The organism is Streptomyces lomondensis (assembly GCF_014651035.1).
Taxonomy (GTDB): Bacteria; Actinomycetota; Actinomycetes; order Streptomycetales; family Streptomycetaceae; genus Streptomyces; species Streptomyces lomondensis.
Map to the genome: position 1 here is coordinate 302,925 of NZ_BMWC01000002.1, position 19,308 is coordinate 322,232.

A 19,308-nucleotide genomic window follows, 5' to 3' on the forward strand; every position below is an offset into this window, starting at 1 on the left:
CATCACCCCGGCTCGCCCCCGCCCGCGGCTACGCGCGGGCGGGGGCGAGCCGGTCCGCCGGAGCGCCGAGGGCGGTGACGACGTGGCGGAAGACCACGTGGCCGTCCGCCGCCGCCTCCGCCCGCACCAGGACGCCCGCCTCCGGGGCGATCGTGAAGCCGCACGTCAGGCTCTTGTCCAGGGCCCAGGCACTGAACGGGAAGGTGCGCAGCGGACGGACGCCGGCCCGGACGGAGGTCGCCGACACGGCCGCGACCTGTGCCGGATGAGACACGATCCGGGCCGGTGCGAGCAGTTCGGCCGGCCGGGCCGCCAACGGGCTCGTCCCGTCCAGCGCGCAGTCTCCGGTCACCGTCAGGCGGTGCCCGCCGAGCGAGGCCGTCCGGGAGCGGGCCGACGGCTCGGCCGTGAAGGAGAGGTCCTCGTGCGGGTCGGCCTCCACGACGACATCGGCCGACAGCCGGACGGGATCCACCAGGGTCCTGGCCATACGCGCCACCACCCGCCCCGCCTCGGCCGACGACCGCACGTCGTGGACGCCGAGCTCGCCGACCCTGGCCGTGGCCAGGGGGCCGCGGTCGTCGTGGAGCGTGGCGGACCGGAGGAAACCGGTGACCGGATCGAGCCGCACGACCAGGCCGCGGGCACCGGGCGGCAGCCAGGCGTCGGCGGGGTCGGCCAACAACGCGTGCGGGGCCAGGAAGAGTTCGACCCACTGCTCCGCGGCACCACCACCGAGGCCGTCCCTTAGCCCCACCGCTACGCGGGCACGTACCTGGACCCGACCGGCCTGTACAAGATGGGCCACCGCTACTACGACCCCGTTCGACGCGGGTCAGCTTGCGAGCAGTGCCGTGGGGTAACCGGACAAAAACGTCCCATGGGGTGAGTCGCCCGGCTCACCCCACGGAATGTGTGGGCGAGGAGAGACGAAGTGTCGCGATTAAATCGTGAACTGTACGGCTCCGGCACCGCTGCCGTCCTGTTGGTTCGGCACGAGAGTTACTGGTATCTGGCCCGTGGCGGAAGCCTTCCCGGCGGAATGACGACGGCAGCGGTCCTCGCCGTCATCGCTCTTGCCTGCCTGGCCGCGGCATACCTCATCAAACGACAGCGTTGATCGGGGGCTTGCGCCCCACTTCTGGGTAGGCGTGCGCCGCGCCCTGCGCCCGCGCGGGATCGACGTACCGCTCCGGGAGCGCCCGAGCGCTCCGGTCGGCGTGGGTCGTCGGCCGGAGCGCTCGGTCATCCATCGGCACGTTCGTGAGCCCGCTGGGCGGGCCGCGCCGAAGCGGGCGGGAGTGAGCCTGTCGCCGCCGGGTTCCGTCGGGGCGGACGGAGGGCGGCGACGGGCCCGGAACCCCGCACGCCGTTGTGCGGGCCCCGCCAGTGCGTTCCGCGGCCGGCCGTGACGATGTTGCTGGTCAGGGCACTGTCGGTTCCAGCCGGCCGCGGAGTTCGGGGGTGGGCCTCAGCCCAGGCGCTCCACCAGCGCGCGGTACTCGTCCCACAGCTCCTTCGGCGTGTGGTCGCCGAAGGTGTTGAGGTGCTCGGGGACCAGGGCGGCCTCCTCGCGCCAGACCTCCTTGTCCACGGTGAGCAGGAAGTCCAGGTCGCTGTCGGACAGCTCCAGGCCGTTCGTGTCGAGGGCGTCCTTCGTCGGCAGGATGCCGATCGGGGTCTCGACGCCCTCCGCGGTGCCCTCCAGGCGGCCGACGATCCACTTCAGGACGCGGGAGTTCTCGCCGAAGCCGGGCCAGACGAACTTGCCCTCGTCGTCCTTGCGGAACCAGTTGACGTAGTAGATCTTCGGCAGCTTGGACTGGTCCTTGTCCTTGGCCACGTCGATCCAGTGGGCCATGTAGTCGCCCATGTTGTAGCCGCAGAACGGCAGCATCGCGAAGGGGTCGCGGCGCAGCTCGCCGACCTTGCCCTCGGCGGCGGCGGTCTTCTCGGAGGCCACGTTGGCGCCGAGGAAGACGCCGTGGTTCCAGTCGAAGGACTCCGTCACCAGCGGTACGGCCGTCGCACGGCGGCCGCCGAAGAGGATCGCCGAGATCGGCACGCCCTTGGGGTCCTCCCACTCCGGCGCGATGATCGGGCACTGCGAGGCCGGGACGGTGAAGCGGGCGTTGGGGTGGGCGGCCGGGGTCTGGGACTCCGGCGTCCAGTCGTTGCCCTTCCAGTCCGTGAGGTGGGCCGGGGGCTCCTCGGTCATGCCCTCCCACCACACGTCACCGTCGTCGGTCAGCGCCACGTTCGTGAAGACGGAGTTGCCCCACAGCGTCTTCATCGCGTTGGCGTTGGTGTGCTCGCCGGTGCCGGGCGCGACGCCGAAGAAACCGGCCTCGGGGTTGATGGCGTACAGCCGGCCGTCCTCGCCGAAGCGCATCCAGGCGATGTCGTCGCCGATGGTCTCGACGGTCCAGCCGGGGATGGTCGGCTCCAGCATGGCGAGGTTGGTCTTGCCGCAGGCGCTCGGGAAGGCCGCGGCGACGTACTTGGCCTCGCCGCGCGGCGGGGTGAGCTTGAGGACGAGCATGTGCTCGGCCAGCCAGCCCTCGTCACGGGCCATGACGGAGGCGATGCGCAGGGCGTAGCACTTCTTGCCGAGCAGGGCGTTGCCGCCGTAGCCGGAGCCGTAGGACCAGATCTCGCGGTCCTCGGGGAAGTGCGAGATGTACTTGGTCGTGTTGCAGGGCCAGGGGACGTCCTCCTGGCCGGGCTCCAGCGGGGCGCCCAGGGTGTGCACGGCCTTGACGAAGAAGCCCTCGTCGCCGAGCTCGTCCAGGACGGCCCGGCCCATGCGGGTCATCGTGCGCATGGAGACGGCGACGTAGGCCGAGTCGGTGATCTCGACGCCGATCGCGGACAGCGGCGAGCCGAGCGGGCCCATGCAGAAGGGCACGACGTACATGGTCCGGCCACGCATCGAGCCGCGGAACAGGCCGCCCTCGCCCCCGGAGCCCTGGAAGATCTCCCGCATCTCGGCGGGGGCCTTCCAGTGGTTGGTGGGGCCCGCGTCCTCCTCCTTCTCGGAGCAGATGAACGTCCGGTCCTCCACGCGGGCGACGTCGCTGGGGTCGGAGGCCGCGTAGTAGGAGTGGGGGCGCTTGATCGGGTCGAGTTTCCGGAAGGTGCCCTTCTGGACGAGCTCCTCGCACAGTCGCTCGTACTCGGCCTCGGATCCGTCACACCAGACCACGTTGTCCGGCTGCGTCAGTTCTGCGATCTCGTTGACCCACGAGACCAGCCCCTGATGACTGGTGGGGACGGTGGGAGCCGCGATGTCGCGCGCCACGATTGCTCCTAAATGAGGGATTTTTTGGTGATGTGGAGGCCCCGTGGGGGCTGCGACCCGGATGCTTCACGGTGGATCTTGGCGCTCATCCGGTGCCGACCGCACTCATTTGATCATCCGACGCATGTGCCCATCTGTCCAGAGGAGCGCACAGGTGAGCAACGTGAGGATCGCCACGGTTTCTCACGCCGCTTTACGTGCACATTGGGTTCACCTGACCGTCCATTTGCGTAACCATCATTCGGCTCCGGTGAGAGGATGGCCACTCTTAGTCGTCCAATCCGACGGACTGATAGGTCACTTACGGTTCCGTAGCTACCATTCGGCCATGACTGCGTTCGCCCCCGACGCGCCCACGGACACGCCGGCCGACGGCCGCGGTCCGCAGGCGCTCTCCTTGCCGCACCCGGTGAAGCCCAAGCTGCGCGGCTGGCTGCACCTCGGCATGTTTCCGGCCGTCCTCGTCGCGGGCCTGGTGCTGACCGCCCTCGCCGACTCGACCAGAGGACGCATCGCGTGCGGCATCTTCGCCCTGACCGCCTGCATGCTGTTCGGCGTGAGCGCGCTGTACCACCGGGGTGACTGGAGCCCCCGTATGGACGGCGTCCTGCGCCGGCTGGACCACTCCAACATCTTCCTGATCATCGCGGGCACGTACACGCCGCTGACGATGCTGCTCCTGCCGGAGGCCAAGGGGCGGTGGCTGCTGTGGGGCATCTGGGCGGCGGCCGTCGCGGGGATCGCCTTCCGCGTCTTCTGGGTCGGCGCCCCGCGCTGGCTCTACACGCCCTGCTACATCGCGATGGGCTGGGCGGCCGTCTTCTACCTGCCGGACTTCATGCGGACCGGCGGCATCGCCGTCCTGGTCCTGATCATCGTCGGCGGCGTGCTCTACAGCGCGGGCGGCGTGGTCTACGGGATCCAGCGGCCCAACCCGTCACCGCGCTGGTTCGGCTTCCACGAGGTGTTCCACTCCCTCACCCTGGCGGCCTTCATCGCGCACTACGTGGGGATCTCACTGGTGGCATACCAGCACGGGTGACCCTTCCCGCCCCCTCAGGGCCACGGCTTCGAGCCGTGGCCCTTTCTGCCGCCTTCATGCTCGCTATCACATCCTCGCCCGACCCCTGATGCCCGAGAATGACCTTCATGACGGCCCCACGCACCACCCCCGCCGACCGCCCTCAGCTGGGTCTCCGGGAGCGGAAGAAGATCAAGACCCGCCGGGCGATCCGCGCCGCGGCCTACGCGCTGATCGAGGAGCAGGGCTACGACGCCACGACGATCGAGCAGATCGCCGACCGCGCCGAGGTGTCGCCGTCGACCGTCTTCCGGTACTTCCCGGCCAAGGAGGACATCGTCATCACCGACGAGTGGGACCCGGTGATGCTGGAGGAGCTGCGGACCCGGCCGTCGGACGAGTCGTGGGCCGATGTCATGCGGCACGTGATGCGCACGGCCCTCGACCTGAGCCTCGCCGAGGAGCCCGAGGTGACGCGGCTGCGGATGCGGCTCGGGGTCGAGGTGCCCGCCGTCCGCGCCCGCATGATGGAGAGCATGGCGGCGACCGGCCGGCTGCTCCGCGCAGGCCTCGCCGAGCGCTCCGGGCTCGACCCCGACAGCCTGGAGCTGCGGGTCTTCACCATGTCGGTGCTGGGCGGCCTGCTGGAGGTCTCCCACTACTGGGCCGAGACCGGCCACCGGGACGACATCCGGGACCTCGTCGACCGCGCCCTGGACGTCCTGGAACACGGCCTGCCGACCGGAAAACCCTGAGGCCGGCGCCCGCCGCCGTGTCATCCTGACCAGGTGAACGGTCCCGAGATCCGCGTCGAGTTCGCGCCCGAGCTGCACGTCTTCGTCCCCCGGGCCCGCAGGGACGGCGCCGTGCGGGCCACCACCGACGGTGTCTCCAGCCTCGGCCATGTCATCGAGTCGCTGGGCGTGCCGCTGACCGAGGTGGGCGCGCTGGTCGTGGACGGCCGCGAGGTGCCCGTCTCGCACGTCCCGGCGTCCGGGGAGGCGGTGACGGTACGGACCGTCGTACGCCCGCAGCGGGTGCCCGGGGCTCCCCTCCGCTTCCTCCTCGACGTCCATCTCGGCACACTGGCCCGCCGGCTGCGCCTCCTCGGCGTGGACACGGCGTACGAGTCGACCGACATCGGCGACCCGGCCCTCGCGGCGCGTTCGGCGGCCGAGCAGCGGGTCATGCTGAGCCGCGACCGGGGGCTGCTGCGGCGCCGCGAGCTGTGGGCGGGGGCGTTCGTCTACAGCACCCGTCCCGAGGAGCAGCTGCGTGACGTCCTGGACCGGTTCCGGCCCGACTTGCTGCCGTGGACGCGCTGCACGGCCTGCAACGGGGTGCTGCGCAAGGCGACCAAGGACGAGGTCGCCGACCAGCTGAAACACGGCACGCACGCGACGTACGACGTGTTCGCGCAGTGCACCGCGTGCGGCCGGGCGTACTGGAAGGGCGCGCACCACGAGCAGCTGGAGGCCATCGTGGAACGCGCCCTGGCAGACTCACGCGGTCATCGCTGACCCTTCCTCACATCGCCCTTCCCGCAGGCGATGCCGTCCCTGTCGCGGTCCAGGCCCAGCGGGTCGTCCCTGCCGTTGACCTTCAGGCGGCCGTAGTCGTTCGCCTTGAGCCACTCACAGCGGGCTGCCGTCGACTTCTTCACCTCCGCCGGGAAGTCGGTCGGCACGCAGACGTTGGCCGAGCCGTAGTGGCGGTCGCAGCCGGAGATCGTCGGGCTGACCTTCTGCGACGTGCGCTTCTTGCCGGGCCCCGCGACCTTGCCCGCCGGCGCGTCCGCGAAGTCGTGGACATGGGCCGAGGCGTCCGTCGCCGTGAGGGCCTGCGGGCCCTCAAGGTGCACCCACTTCGCCACCGACGGCACCCCGTTGGCGTCGACCGCGAAGAGCATGTACCAGCCGGGCGGGGCCAGGTCGGGGTTGCTCGTCACATTCAGGTCGACGTTGTTGCCGTCGACCGACAGCGGCAGGTCCACGAACCGCTGGTTCGGGTCGGAGGAGTGCGTCACGGCGGCCGGGCGGATCAGCTCGGCCTTGGCGATGGGCCGGTCGACGGTGATCCGCTGGGTGTCGCCGTAGGTCCACTCGGTGTCGATGACGGACGTGATCTGCGGGCGCGGGCCCTTGAACAGGTACGGCGGGCTGTAGACCGACACGTCGTGGTTCCAGGAGCCGTTGCCCGGGTTGTCGCCGGTGGTCATCACGCGGCCGTCGGGCAGCAGGAACGCCGAGGAGTGGTAACCGCGCGCCTCGGGGTCGACGGCCACCGGGTCGAAGGTCTCCGACGCGGGGTCGAAGATCGACGTCTCGTAGACCGGGTTGGCACGGTTGTGCAGGGCGCCGCCCGTCTCCAGCACCTTGCCGTCGGGCAGCAGCACCGCGGAGACGTACATCTTGCCCTGGTTCCCGGTCTGCGGGACGGGCCCGTTGCCGAGGTCGACCGTGCCCTGCGGGATCGGCGGCCCGGCCACGTACGACGGGTTCGGCTGCTTGAGGTCGATGATGTCGGTCAGGCGGTTCGCCTCCGGGTTGGAGTCGATGTTGCCGCCGCCGAGGGTGAGGACCTTCTGGTCCTGCGCCGGAGGCAGCAGCACGCTGGCCGACTGGTCGCGCTCGTCCTTGTTCCGCAGGCCCGGGACCTGGGTGACGGTGTTGGCGCCGTAGTCGTAGATCGCCGAACCCGTGCCGGGGATGTTGTTGCCGAAGACGTGGCTGCCCGAGTAGAAGAGGCGGCCGTCCTGCATCAGGATCATCGACGGGTACAGGCCCCAGTACGACCAGGTCTGGTTGACCTTCCACAGCGGCTGCCACTGCTGCTCCGCCTCGGAGAACAGCTCGGCGGCGACCGAGCCGGTGGAGTCCTCGCGCAGCCCGCCGAAGGAGATGACGTCACCGTTGCCGAGGATCGTGGCCGACGGGTACCAGTGGCCGTCGTTCATGTCGTTGGTCTTGGAGTAGGTCTCCGTCTCCGGGTCGAAGACATACGAGTCCTTGTAGCCCTGGTAGCCGACGCGGCCGTCCGCCGTCGGGTAGCCCTTGTTGCCGCTCATCACCAGCACGCGCCCGTCCTGGAGCTGCACATGCCCGGCGCAGAACATGTCCTTCGGCGTGGGGATGACCTTGTAGGTGCCCTTCTCCGGGTCGTAGACCGCCGAGGTGAAGGTGCCCGCCTCGAACATCGACTCGTCGTTGCCGGAGCCCGCGATCAGCAGCACCTTGCCGTTGTGCAGGACGACGGAGTGCATGGAGCGGACCGGGTTCTGGGTCGGGAGCACGTCCCACTTGCCGTTGGCGCACTGCTCGGCCGTGCCGGTGCACTGCGGTGGCAGAACCGGGTCGGGCACCTGGTCCATCGTGTAGTCGTCGGTGGTGGCAGAGCCGGTGCCGTAGACGGAGACGCCCCAGGAGATGCGGTCGGTGCCGGCCGGGACCTCGGGGGTGCGGACCGTGGCCTCGGTCCAGGTGCCCGCCAAGTCCAGCGTCTTGAGGTCGGTCCAGTACTGCCAGCCGGCCGTCGTGTCGTGCCGGAACAGCGTGATCGCCGCGTCCGGGGTCGTCGTCTTGTACCAGAGGCCGAGGTCGTACTGCTTGCCCGGCGTCACCACCGGGGCGCACTCCGCGGACTCGGTGATCAGCGCCTTGCGGTCGCCCTCGACGCGGCGGGTCAGCTCGACCTTCATGGCCTTGGCCCCGGAGTGCGCGTCGGCCGTGGTGGTGAAGGCGAAGTCGTTGTCGCCCCAGCCGGACTTCTCCCAGCAGTACGGCATGTCACCGGTGCCGGCGGTCTCGAAGCCCGGGTTCTTGATGAGGTTGGCGGCGGAGGCGGGCTGGGGTGCGGTCAGCAGCAGGCCCGAGGTGAGGCCCGCCACGGACAGGAGCGCGGTCGTTCTGCGACGAAGGTTCACACGGCTCTCCTCGCGGTGCGGCCGTCGCGCACGGACTCCTCACGGACCCGGCGCGGCAGGTAGACCAGCGCTTCGGTGGCCACGAAGCGCAGGACGAACGTCGTGACCAGCGCGAGCGCGGTGGCGGACAGCACGCCCAGGTGCAGCTGGTGCACGAACACGGCGATCAGCGGGATGCGCAGCACCAGATCGGCGTTGGCGAGCAGCGCGAACCGCCCGGCCCGGTCCCACCAGCGCCGGTGCCGGCGCCGCTCGCGGAACAGCAGGTGCTCGATGAGCACGAAGTTCCAGGCGACGCCGAGCTGGTTGGCGAGGATCTCCGCCGGTACGTAGTGCATGCCGACGGCGGTCAGCGCCCACAGGCCGAGCAGGTTCGGGACGAAGCCCGTGAGCCCGATCAGGCCGAAGCCGATCATGCGCGCGACCGGCGAGGCGGCGCGCAGCCCGGCCAGATGGCGCAGGAAGCGGAAGCCTTCCTGCGCGGTCGACTTGGACTCGCCTGCGAACCGGTCCTGGAAGACGAACGGCACCTCGGTGACCGCGCGCGGGCGGCTGCGGACGGCGAGTTCGAGGAGGATCTTGTAGCCGAGCGGCTGGAGGACCTCGGCGGTGACCGCGCTGCGGCGGATCGCGAAGAAGCCGCTCATCGGGTCGCTGATGCCGTGCAGCCGACGGGGAAAGAGCGCCTTGGTCAGCCAGGTCGCCCCGCGCGAGACGGCCACGCGGTAGCTGCCCGCGAGCCCGGCCCGGCTGCCGCCCTTGATGTACCGGGAGGCGACGACCAGCCCGGCGTTCGCCCGCTCGCCGGTGGCGACCAGGTCGGGCACGAGCGCCGGCGGGTGCTGGCAGTCGCCGTCCATGACGACGATCCAGTCCGAGGTGGCCGCCTTCAGCCCCTCGACGACCGCGCCCCCGAGCCCGCCCACCGGCTCCTCGCGGTGCAGCACGGTCACCGGGAACGGGCAGTCCTGCGCCGCCTTCTCGATGACCGCGGGTGTGTCGTCGGTGGAGTCGTCGACGAACAGGACCTCGCAGGGCAGCCGGGCCGGGACGGACTCGGTGATCTGGCGCAGCAACTGCCGTACGTTCGCCGACTCGTTGAACGTCGGTACGACGATGGTGACGGCGCCCGGTTCGGGGATCTCGGCGGTCTCGACGACCTCTCCGGGGACGGTGGACTCCTGGCTCATCGCGCGCCTCCGGCGGACGTCTGGATCTGGCGGATCTCGATGCGGTCCTCGCCGGTGCCGAAGGTGGCGACCGGTTCCGAGTGCTCCATGGCGGCCTTGACGTTGGGCAGGTCGGCCGCGTCGCGCCGCACGGTCGGCGAGGCGACGACGTAGTCCAGGTCCTTCCAGCCGCGCGGCATCGTCTTCGTCACCGCCGGGTCCAGGTCGGCCTTGTAGAACCAGATGACGCCGAGCCCGGGCCGGTAGCCCTGGTGGACGAGGTCGAGCCAGAGGGCGTCGTCGACCAGCACCCGGGTGCGCTCCGGGTTCTCGACCTCGGTGGCCAGCCACTTGGAGGCGGCCTTGTAGGGGGCGTTGGCGTCGGTGGTGACGGCGGTGCGGGCGCCGTCGTACCAGTGCGGGACGACGTAGGCGCCGGCGGCCAGGGCGAGAACCGTGGCGAGCGCGTACCGGCCCACGCTGACGTAGCGTTTCTCCGCCTCGGAGCGCCAGCGGCTCAGCACCGCGTGGGCGACGGAGGCGGTTCCTCCGGCGAGGACCAGCGCGAGGAACGGCAGGGCCTGGATGACGTACATCGCGGGCAGGTAGCCGTTCGGGCGCAGCGCCAGCGCGGCGAAGATCGCGACGGCCAGGGCCGGTCCGGCCAGGGCCCGGGCGGTGACCGACCAGCGCCAGGTGGCGAGCAGGAGCAGGGCGCCCGCGAGGCCGCCGAGGGGCAGGATCCTGTCGTAGTACAGCCACGACTGGAGCACGCCCCAGGAGCCGGACCCCTGGTCGAGGATGAAGCCCGAACCGGGCCTGGTCATCTGGTACTTGACGCCGTCCCAGAGGGAGACGTGCCCGGCGCCGGGCAGCAACTCGCCCTTCAGCAGGGCGAACAGCGGGTACGAGAAGCCGATCAGGGCGCAGGCCGTGACGGCTCCAGTGAGGGCGAACTTGCGGGTGTCCTTGTGGCTGTGCCGCCACATGGTGAGGAACAGGGCGGGCAGGACGACGAGCATCGTCTCCTTGGTGAGCACGGCCGTGGCGGCCGCGATGCCCGCGCCGAAGTGGTGCCAGAGGTGGCGGCTCGGGGAGGCGGCCAGCGTGAAGGCCAGCAGCGTCCACATCACCGCGAGGTTGTCGAGGAAGATCTCCCGCTGGAGGACGACCGCCAGCGGCGAGAGGCCGAAGAACACCATGCCGAGCGCGGCCGCCCAGCGGGGCAGCGCCAGGCGGCGGCCCAGCACGTAGACGAGGACGGCGCTGATGCCGCTGATCAGCAGCATCGCGGCGCGCATGGTGCCCACCGTCATCGACTCGGGGCTGATCAGCGCCGGTATCCAGGTCAGCACGGCGATCTGGATCCAGCCCAGCGGCGGGTGGTCGTACCAGTAGGTGTAGTGGGCGAGGCCGTTGCCCTGCTGGACCGACCAGGCCTGGGCGAGGTAGGTGCCCTCGTCGTCGCTGAGGGCCGGGTAGTCGGCGATGTTCCAGCCCTGCACGACGAGGATCGCCACGAGGAGGACACCGCACAGGAGCAGGTCGGACCGGGAGGAGCGCAGCCGGCTCGGCGGCTCCACGCGGCGGTGCGCACCGGTGCCGGACACAGGCCGTCGCTGCGCGGGGACCTTCACAGGGGTCACCGCGGGAAGGGTGGAGGTCACGCGGGAACGTCCTCTCGGGTCTCACGGCTCGCTTCGGCCCGGGTGAGGTGCGCGCCGACGTGCGTCGTCAGCTCCCAGTCGTTGCGGCCGCGCTGCTCACGCCACACGGCCCGGACGGCCGCCCCGGCGAGCAGGACCTGGTAGAAGGGGCCGCCCACGATCAGCTTCAGGTAGTGCGCGAACCGCACGCGCAGCCCGTACTGCTTGCCGAAGTCGTGCAGTCCGACGATCTCGAAGACGAAGGTGACCAGAGCGGTGACGGCCGGCAGGAAGGTGATGAAGGCGATGCCGACGGGCACGTCCAGGAACAGGGCGATCGCCACGTTCAGCGGGATGACCAGGCCGGTGAAGGCCTGCATGAACGGCGTCATCAGGGTGTAGCGGGCGAGCAGCCGCTGCCCGAGGGTGGGCAGTTGCTTCCAGTCCTTCTTCCGGTACACCTGGAGGAACCCCTGGTTCCAGCGGGTGCGCTGCTTCAGCAGGGACATCAGCGAGCCCGGGGTCTCCTCCCGGGTCACCATGTCGGAGTCGTAGGCGACGACGACCTTCTTGCCGACGCTGGACAGGCGCACGCCCAGGTCGCAGTCCTCGGCGAGGCAGTTCGGGTCCCAGCCGCCGGCTTCCCTCAGGACGCCGGTGCGGACGAAGACCGTGTTGCCGCCGAGCGGAATGAAACCTTTCTGCGCGTGCAGGTGGAGCCGCGAGCGGAACCAGAAGAAGTACTCCAGGCAGTTGCGCAGGCTGTACCAGCTGGAGTGGAAGTTGATCAGCTGCACCCCGCCCTGCACGACGTCGGCGCCGGTGGTGCGGAAGGCGTGGTCGACGTGCGCGAGCAGCTCGGGGTGGACCTGGTCCTCCGCGTCGAAGACGCCGACGACGTCGCCGCGGCAGTGCGGCAGCGCCGTGTTCATGGCCTTCGGCTTGTTCTTCTTCTCGTGCGTGTCGACGACGACGCGGACCCGGGGATCACGCGCCGCGGCCCGCTCGGCCACGGCGGTGGTCTCCGGGTCGTCGTGCCCGACGATCACGATGATCTCGAAGCCGGTGTGGCTCGACTCCAGCAGCCGCTGGATCGTGTGGTCCAGCACCGCCTGTTCGTGCCGGGCGGGCAGCAGCAGCGAGAAGGAGACGTGCTCGTCCCCGTCCGGACTGCTGAACCGGGTGGAGGCGAGCACTTCCGGCGTGCGCCAGGCGTGCATCTGCCACCACAGCGTGAACGCCGCCATCCAGAACAGGGCCAGTGAAACGGCAGCGATGAAGACAGACGTCAGCAAACAGATCCCCCCAGATCCAAGACCCCCCGTCGCGACCGTCCCGTCCGTCGCGACACTGTGCAGAGATTAAGGGGGAACTGTGAAGTCTGGGGGCTGTTCCGATAAAGAGCGTGTTTCCGTTGATTCGCGGATTCAGTCGCTCAAGACCGCACGCAACCGGTCAGTTTCGGTCGTCGGGGCGTCGCAGGTGAAGTTACGGCAGACGTAGGCGGCCGGTTCACCGCCGACCAGTGGACGGTCCGCGAGCAGCGGGAACTCGTCGCTCTCCGGGGCGCCGACGGCGACCACGGCACCGGGCGCGGTGCCCAGCAGCGCCGTGCGGTGCAGGGTCCTGGTGCCCTCGTCGTCGAGGGCCGGTCCCACGATCGCGACCTCGCGCGGCCCGTCCAGCACGGCCTCGGCGACGGCGAGCCCCCAGCCGATGAAGCGGGGCACGCGCGGCCCGAGCGCCTTGACGACGCCGAGGGCCCGCTCGGCGGCCGTGCGGTGGGGCTCGGAACCGGTGTGCGCGGCGTAGCTCAGCAGGGCGCCGGCCGCCGCGGTCCAGCCGGACGGCGCGGCGTTGTCGGTCGGGTCCTGCGGGCGCCGGATCAGCCGCTCGGCGTCGGCGGCCGTGTCGAACAGGGCGCCCGACTCCTCGTCGGTGAAGCGGGCCAGGACGTGGTCGAGGAGGAACCCGGCGAACTCCAGCCAGACGCCCTCCCCGGTGACGGACGCGAGCGCGAGGAAGCCCTCCGCCACGTCGGCGTAGTCCTCCAGGACACCGGCGTTGGCACCGGCGTGGCCGTCCTTGCTGGTGCGGGTGAGGCGGGCCTGCTCGTCCAGGTGCAGCCGGACGAGCAGGTCGGCGGCGGCGAGGGCGGCCTCGACGAGGTCGGGCCGGTCGAAGTAGGCGCCGGTCTCGGCGAGCGCGGCGATCGCGAGTCCGTTCCAGGCGGCGACGACCTTGTCGTCCCGGCCGGGCGCGGGCCGCTCGGCCCTCCTCGCGAGCAGGCGCTCGCGGATGGAGGCGACCTTCTCGGCGTCGAACAGCCCCTCCTGCTGCGGCAGTTGGAGGACCGACTGGCCGTGCTCGAAGGTGCCCTCCTCGGTCACGCCGAAGTACTGGGCGGCGAGTTCGGCGTCCTGCTCGCCGAGCACCTCGCGCAGCTGCTCCGGCGTCCACACGTAGTACGCGCCCTCGACGTGCCTGCCGGTGCCGTCGTCGCTGTCGGCGTCGAGCGCGGAGGCGAACCCGCCCTCGACGGTGCGCAGTTCACGCACCATGAAGTCGGCGGTCTCCAGCGCGACCCGGCGCGCGAGCTCCGACCCGGTGGCCCGCCACAGATGCGCGTACACCCGGCACAGCAGGGCGTTGTCGTACAGCATCTTCTCGAAGTGCGGCACGATCCAGTCGCGGTCGACGGAGTAGCGGGAGAAGCCGCCGCCGAGCTGGTCGTAGATGCCGCCGCGGGCCATGCGCTCGCAGGTGTCACTCGCCATCTGGAGGGCGCCCTCGGCCCCGGTCCGGGCGTGGTGGCGCAGCAGGAACTCCAGCACCATGGACGGCGGGAACTTCGGCGCCCCGCCGAATCCGCCGCGCTGCGGGTCGTACTCCCGGGTCAGCGCGAGCAGCGCCTGCGCGAGTTCCTGCTCGCCGGGGGTCTGGGCGTCGCCGTAGGAGATCTCCCGCCCGGCGAGGTCCCGGACGATCTTCCCGGCGACCTCGGTGACCTCGTCCCGCCGGTCCTCCCACGCCTGGTGGACACCCTGGAGCACCTGCCGGAAGGAGGGCATGCCCTGGCGGGGAGCGGGCGGGAAGTAGGTGCCGAAGTAGAACGGCTCGGCGTCCGGGGTGAGGAAGACGGTCATGGGCCAGCCGCCGTGCCCGGTCGCCGCCTGCACGGCCTCCATGTACACGGCGTCGACGTCGGGCCGCTCCTCGCGGTCGACCTTCACGCTCACGTAGTGCGCGTTGAGGTACTCGGCGGTCTCCTGGTCCTCGAAGGACTCGTGTGCCATGACGTGACACCAGTGACAGCTGCTGTAGCCGATGCTGAGCAGCACGGGCACGTTCCGCTTACGGGCCTCCTCGAAGGCTTCGGCCGACCACGGCCACCAGTCCACGGGGTTGTCGGCGTGCTGGAGGAGGTAGGGGGACGTCTCGTGCGCCAGTCGGTTCGGCATGGTTCCCATCCTGCCGCAGTACCCCGCCCGCCACGCGTCAGGCGTCGCACGGGACGCCCGGCCGCCGGGCGCGCGGCACACCGGCCCACCCGGGTCTTCACACAATCGTGCCGGGCACGCCCCCTCGCCCCGATGCGCCGTCCGCAGCACACTTGACCACGACACGACCGAGACAACGAGCGAGGGACGACCGAGGGACCACCGAGGATCGCCGTTGCCGCCGGAGGGGGACGTGACATGCGGGACAGTCATCGGGCGGAGGCCGAGCGGCTGTTGGTGCGGGCCGTGGAGGAGGAGGTGCGCCGCACGGGCGGGCGCACCGACGGGAAGGTGCTGCTCGCGCGGGCGCGCGGGGCGCTCGACGTGATGGCGCGGAGCGCGTCCGAGGAGTACGAGGCCTACACGCGCGCCCTGGACGAGGCCGCGGCCGGGCAGCTGACCTTCGGGCAGCGCTACGCCCGGGAGGGTGCCGGGACGCCGCTGCTGGTGGCCGGGGTCGCGGCGGTCGCGGCCGTCGTCGCCGACATGGCCCTCGGCACGGGCACCGGCACGGCGCTGGGCGCGGGCGTCACGGTCGGCGTCGTGGGCGCCGCCGCGACGGTGGTGAAGGTGGTCGGCTCCCATCTGCCGGCCGCGCACCGCCGCGCCGGAGCCGCGAGCCAGCCGGGCGGACCGGAACAGCTGCGGCTCCAGTGGCTGACGGCGCTGGAGGTGCGGGGCATCCGGCCGTTCCTGGACCAGCAGCGGGTCCTCGCCGCCTCCACCGGACCGAAGAAGACGGGGCCGCGGCTGCGGGGCGCCGACAAGAGCGCGGCGGCCCGCGGGCGCAATGTGCTGACGCAGTCCTTCGGGCAGCTGCCGGAACCGGCGAAGCCGTTCGCCGGGCGGCGGCAGGAGCTGGCGCAGATCCGGCAGTGGGTGCAGGCGGCCCGGGCGAGCACGGAGACCCAGCCGACCGTGGTCGTCCTGCACGGCACGCCCGGCAGCGGCCGTACGACCCTCGCGGTGCACGCCACGCACGATCTGAAGGACTACTTCCGCGGCGCCTGCGTCGTCGACCTGCGCGCCGAGGGCCCGGGCGAGTCGCCGCTGCCCACCCGCGACGCCCTGCTGCACCTGCTGAACCGGCTCGGCGCGCCCCGCGAGCAACTGCTGTTCCGCGAGCGCTCCTCCCCCGACCAGCAGGTCAAACGGCTCAGCGAGCTGTACCACCAGCATCTGACCGGCCTGCCGGTCACGGTCGTCCTCGACGACGCCGCGGACGCCGAGCAGATCCGCGCCCTGGTCCCGGAGCGGTCCGACAGCCTCGTGCTCGTGACCGCGCGGCGCCCGCTGGAGCTGTCCGACCTGCCCGCGCGGGTGCACCAGCTGGCCGTGGAGCCGCTGGACGCGGCGGGTGCGGAGGAACTGCTCGGCGCGGCGGCCCAGGACCGCTCCGGGCCGTACGACGCCGAGTCCGCCGACCGGGTCCGGGAGCTGTGCGGCGGACTGCCCCTGGCGCTGCGCATCGCGGGCTCCTGCCTCGGCCCGCGCTCCCCGCGCGCCCTGGCCACCGACCTCGACGCGTACGGCCCGGTCGAGCCGGTCGAGCGCGCCCTGTGGCTGCGCTACAGCGACCAGTCCGAGACCGTACGGCGGCTGCTGCGCCGGCTGGCCCTGGCCGGCCGGGCCTCGCTGGGCGTCGCCGCGGCCGCCGCGCTGCTGGCCACCGACGAGGCGGAGGCGGCCCGTCACCTGGAGGCGCTGTCCCGTGCGGGCCTGATCGACCACGTCCGGGGCAACCGCTACCGGCTGCACGACCTGGTCCGCGCCTTCGCCCAGGCCCGCCTCCTCGACGAGGAGGAACCCGCCGAGCGCACGGCGGCGCAGGAGCGGCTGATCGTGAACTACGCCGAGCTGGCCGACTCGGTGCTGCGCATGGTCGACGGCAACATGTCGACCCGCACCAACCGCTTCAGCCCCTACGGCTTCACCTCCCTCGACGAGGCGCTGCGCTGGCTGGACGACGAGTCGAGCTTCATCACGGCGGCGCTGCGGCACGCCGAGGGCGTGAACCAGGCGGCCGTGCTGAACCTGCTGGGCGCCCTGTGCGACTACTGCCTGCTGCGCGGCGACCTCTACCGCCTGGGCGAGATCAGCGAACTCGCGCAGGCGGTCGACGAGGGCCTGCTCGTCCGCTCGGTGCAGTGGCGCACCGGCATCGCGGCCCGCCAGCTCGGCGAGCTGGACAAGGCCCGTACGACCCTGGCCTCGGTGGTCGACCTGTACCGGGAGGCGCACCACGACGCCGGGGCCGCCCGCGCCCTGTGCTCCCTCGGCATCACCCTGCACCACCAGGGCAACCTGACGGAGGCGTCGGCGAAGCTCCGCGAGGCCCTGGCCCTCCAGGCCGCCCCCGCGCTGGCGACGGACCGGGCGTGGACGATGCACGCCCTCGCGGCGGTGGAGCGGGACCGGGCCCGGCTGGCGGAGGCGCTGGACCTGCTGACCGAGTCGCTGGTCCTGCACCGCCAGGGCGAGTCCGTGCACGGCCAGGCCTGGGCCCACTTCCAGCTCGGCCAGCTGGGCCTGCGCATGGGCGACGTCCCGCGCGCCGAGGCCGAGCTGCGCGCCGCCCTCGACCTGTACGGCCGGACCCGCGACGCCCGCGGCGAGGCCTGGGCCCTGACCCAGCTGGCCCGGGCCCTGCTGGTCGCCGGTGACGCGTCCCCGGCCGTGGAGGAGCTGCGCGGGGCGGCGGCCCGGCACCGCGACAACGAGGACGCGCGGGGCGAGGCGTGGACCCTGTACTACCTGGGCCAGGCCCTGGAGGAGACCGGCAACCTGGACCAGGCGGTCCGCGAACTGGAACGCTCGCGCACGATGTTCTCCCGCATGCGGGACGTGTACGGCCTGGCCTGCGCCCGCCACCACTCGGCGCGGGTGACCCGCGACCAGCGGGCGGCCCAGACGGGCTCCCTGCGCAACTCGGGCTTCGCCCGCCAGCTCCTGGTGGACGCCCGCGCCGACTTCCAGCGCATCGGCGTCGCCCACGGCGAGGCGTGGACCTGCCTGGAACTGGCGGTCGTGGACGCGGGCAACGCCCGCACCCAGCAGGCGCTGGCCCTGTGCGACGAGGCCGTCGATCTCTTCACGTCGTACGGCGACCGCCGGGGCGAGGACTGGGCCCGCTTCCTGCGCTGCACGCTCCTGCCCTACGCGGCCCCGGGCGGCGTGGAGGTCGGCACGGCCGTCGCCCAGGAGGAACTGTCCCAGCTGTCCCGCGCCGGCCATCCCCTGCGGGACGAGAAGCTCGCCGACTACGTCGACGCCTGGGCACTGCTGCTGGAGCGCGGCGTGAGCCTGGAGGCGGGGTGGCAGGCCTGGGGGCTGGGGATGACGCCGAGCCGGCATGCGCGGGAGGTGATGGGGGTCGCCGTGGACGGGAAGGCGTGACCACCCTCGCGTCCAAAAACACGCGGGCACCCGTCGGCGGCGGTGCGGGCCGCCGACGGGTTCGCCCCTGGCGCGGGAGCGTCAGCCTTGCTTCTTGCCCTGGCCCGAGGGCGCGGCGTCCGCGGTGCCCTCTGTGTCCGGGGACCCCGTCCGGGACGGCTCCGCCTCGGACGTCTCCTTCGGGTCCGGGACCTCCGTGAAGTCGACCCGGTTCATGTGCCGGCTCATGGACTTCATCAGGGCCCACACCGCCAGGGCCATCGCCGCGAAGACGATGAAGCCGAGGACGCCGGGGGTGACCTTGTCCTCGTCGACCTCCTTGGCGAAGGAGACGAGGTGCGTCATTGCCAGGCTTGCGCTTGCGCTCATGTCAGGCATTGTCGCGGACGCCCGCGAAGAGGTCGTCCTCGGGGAGGGAGGTATCGACGAGGGACTTCGCCAGCTCGTACTCCTCCGTCGGCCAGACCTCCTTCTGGATCTCCATCGGCACCTTGAACCAGCCGCCGTCCGGGTCGATCTGCGTGGCGTGCGCGATCAGCGCCTTGTCGCGGATCTCGTAGAAGTCGGCGCACGGGATGTGCGTGGTGAGCGTGCGCTGCTTCATGCCGAACTCCTCCCAGCGCTTGAGCCACTCCCCGTAGGGGGACTCCATGCCGCGGTCGAGCATCGCCTGGTGCAGGGCCTCGGTGCGCGGGCGGTTGAAGCCCTGGTTGTAGTAGAGCTTCTGCGGCTGGTAGGCGGGGCCGTACTCGGCCTCCCGGTACTTCTCGGTGTCCGCCGCCCCCTCGAACGCCACCATCGAGATCTTGTGGGTCATGATGTGGTCGGGGTGCGGGTAGCCGCCGTTCTCGTCGTAGGTGGTGATCACCTGGGGACGGAAGGAGCGGATCTTCCGCACCAGCTCACCGGCGGCGTGGTCGACGTCCTCCAGGGCGAAGCAGCCCTCCGGCAGCGGCGGCAACGGGTCGCCCTCGGGCAGGCCCGAGTCGACGAAGCCGAGCCACTCCTGCTTGACCCCGAGGATCTCCCGGGCCTCGTCCATCTCCTTCTTGCGTACCTCGTGGATGTGCTCCTCGATGTACTTGTCGCCCTGCAGCTTCGGGTTGAGGATGGAGCCGCGTTCCCCGCCCGTGCAGGTCACGACCAGCACGTCCACCCCCTCGGACACGTACTTCGCCATGGTCGCCGCGCCCTTGCTCGACTCGTCGTCGGGGTGGGCATGAACGGCCATCAGTCGCAACTGGTCAGTCAAGACTCAATCCTCAGTAAGTCGGCGCCCTGTGTGCGTCGGCGCAATCAGCGGCTTCTATAGTGACCGAATCGGGGGGCGAATAATTCCGGGACCGGGTATCC

The 19,308-nt window shown here is 71.3% G+C and carries 13 protein-coding genes; 4 read left to right on the forward strand and 9 right to left on the reverse strand.

Annotation, left to right across the window (positions count from 1 at the left end):
* Positions 1-28: 28 nt before the first annotated feature.
* Together IE255_RS08805 and IE255_RS08810 are read right to left on the reverse strand one after the other, a co-directional pair.
* Positions 29-757, reverse strand: coding sequence for a hypothetical protein (locus tag IE255_RS08805; protein WP_190049622.1), 729 nt, complete (start codon positions 755-757; stop codon positions 29-31).
* A 714-nt stretch (positions 758-1,471) separates the two neighbouring features.
* Positions 1,472-3,301 (reverse strand): phosphoenolpyruvate carboxykinase (GTP), encoded by a 1,830-nt coding sequence (locus IE255_RS08810; RefSeq protein WP_190049623.1) that lies wholly within the window; start codon positions 3,299-3,301, stop codon positions 1,472-1,474.
* Between the two features lie 328 nt (positions 3,302-3,629).
* Between IE255_RS08810 and trhA the strand changes: the two genes are divergently transcribed.
* From trhA to IE255_RS08825, 3 genes are all read left to right on the forward strand, one after another.
* Entirely contained in the window at positions 3,630-4,343 is a 714-nt protein-coding gene (trhA, locus tag IE255_RS08815; protein WP_190049624.1) for a PAQR family membrane homeostasis protein TrhA, read from the forward strand.
* Between the two features lie 107 nt (positions 4,344-4,450).
* Positions 4,451-5,077, forward strand: a complete 627-nt coding sequence (locus tag IE255_RS08820; protein ID WP_190049625.1) for a TetR/AcrR family transcriptional regulator — start codon at positions 4,451-4,453, stop codon at positions 5,075-5,077.
* A gap of 33 nt (positions 5,078-5,110) precedes the next feature.
* Positions 5,111-5,842: a Mut7-C RNAse domain-containing protein gene (locus IE255_RS08825; protein ID WP_190049626.1), complete on the forward strand. Its 732-nt coding sequence runs from the start codon at positions 5,111-5,113 to the stop codon at positions 5,840-5,842.
* Here the strand turns inward: IE255_RS08825 and IE255_RS08830 are convergent.
* From IE255_RS08830 to IE255_RS08850, 5 genes are all read right to left on the reverse strand, one after another.
* Positions 5,833-8,244 (reverse strand): galactose oxidase family protein, encoded by a 2,412-nt coding sequence (locus tag IE255_RS08830; RefSeq protein WP_190049627.1) that lies wholly within the window; start codon positions 8,242-8,244, stop codon positions 5,833-5,835. The genes IE255_RS08825 and IE255_RS08830 overlap by 10 nt on opposite strands.
* The gene (locus tag IE255_RS08835) at positions 8,241-9,434 is read right to left on the reverse strand and encodes a glycosyltransferase (RefSeq protein ID WP_190049628.1); all 1,194 of its coding nucleotides are present in this window, start codon (positions 9,432-9,434) and stop codon (positions 8,241-8,243) included. The genes IE255_RS08830 and IE255_RS08835 overlap by 4 nt, the downstream gene beginning before the upstream one ends.
* Positions 9,431-11,080, reverse strand: a complete 1,650-nt coding sequence (locus IE255_RS08840) for an ArnT family glycosyltransferase (RefSeq protein WP_190049629.1) — start codon at positions 11,078-11,080, stop codon at positions 9,431-9,433. Before IE255_RS08840 ends, IE255_RS08835 begins: the two co-directional genes overlap by 4 nt.
* Positions 11,077-12,354 (reverse strand): glycosyltransferase, encoded by a 1,278-nt coding sequence (locus IE255_RS08845; protein ID WP_190049630.1) that lies wholly within the window; start codon positions 12,352-12,354, stop codon positions 11,077-11,079. The genes IE255_RS08840 and IE255_RS08845 overlap by 4 nt, the downstream gene beginning before the upstream one ends.
* A 132-nt stretch (positions 12,355-12,486) precedes the next feature.
* Positions 12,487-14,520, reverse strand: coding sequence for a thioredoxin domain-containing protein (locus IE255_RS08850; RefSeq protein ID WP_190049631.1), 2,034 nt, complete (start codon positions 14,518-14,520; stop codon positions 12,487-12,489).
* A gap of 237 nt (positions 14,521-14,757) precedes the next feature.
* On the opposite strand from IE255_RS08850, the gene IE255_RS08855 reads away from it, so the two are divergent.
* The gene (locus IE255_RS08855; protein WP_190049632.1) at positions 14,758-17,955 is read left to right on the forward strand and encodes a tetratricopeptide repeat protein; all 3,198 of its coding nucleotides are present in this window, start codon (positions 14,758-14,760) and stop codon (positions 17,953-17,955) included.
* A gap of 81 nt (positions 17,956-18,036) precedes the next feature.
* Here the strand turns inward: IE255_RS08855 and IE255_RS08860 are convergent, their stop codons facing one another.
* Together IE255_RS08860 and mca are read right to left on the reverse strand one after the other, a co-directional pair.
* Entirely contained in the window at positions 18,037-18,333 is a 297-nt protein-coding gene (locus tag IE255_RS08860) for a hypothetical protein (RefSeq protein ID WP_190049633.1), read from the reverse strand.
* Entirely contained in the window at positions 18,326-19,207 is an 882-nt protein-coding gene (mca, locus tag IE255_RS08865) for a mycothiol conjugate amidase Mca (RefSeq protein WP_190049634.1), read from the reverse strand. Before mca ends, IE255_RS08860 begins: the two co-directional genes overlap by 8 nt.
* Positions 19,208-19,308 lie beyond the last annotated feature (101 nt).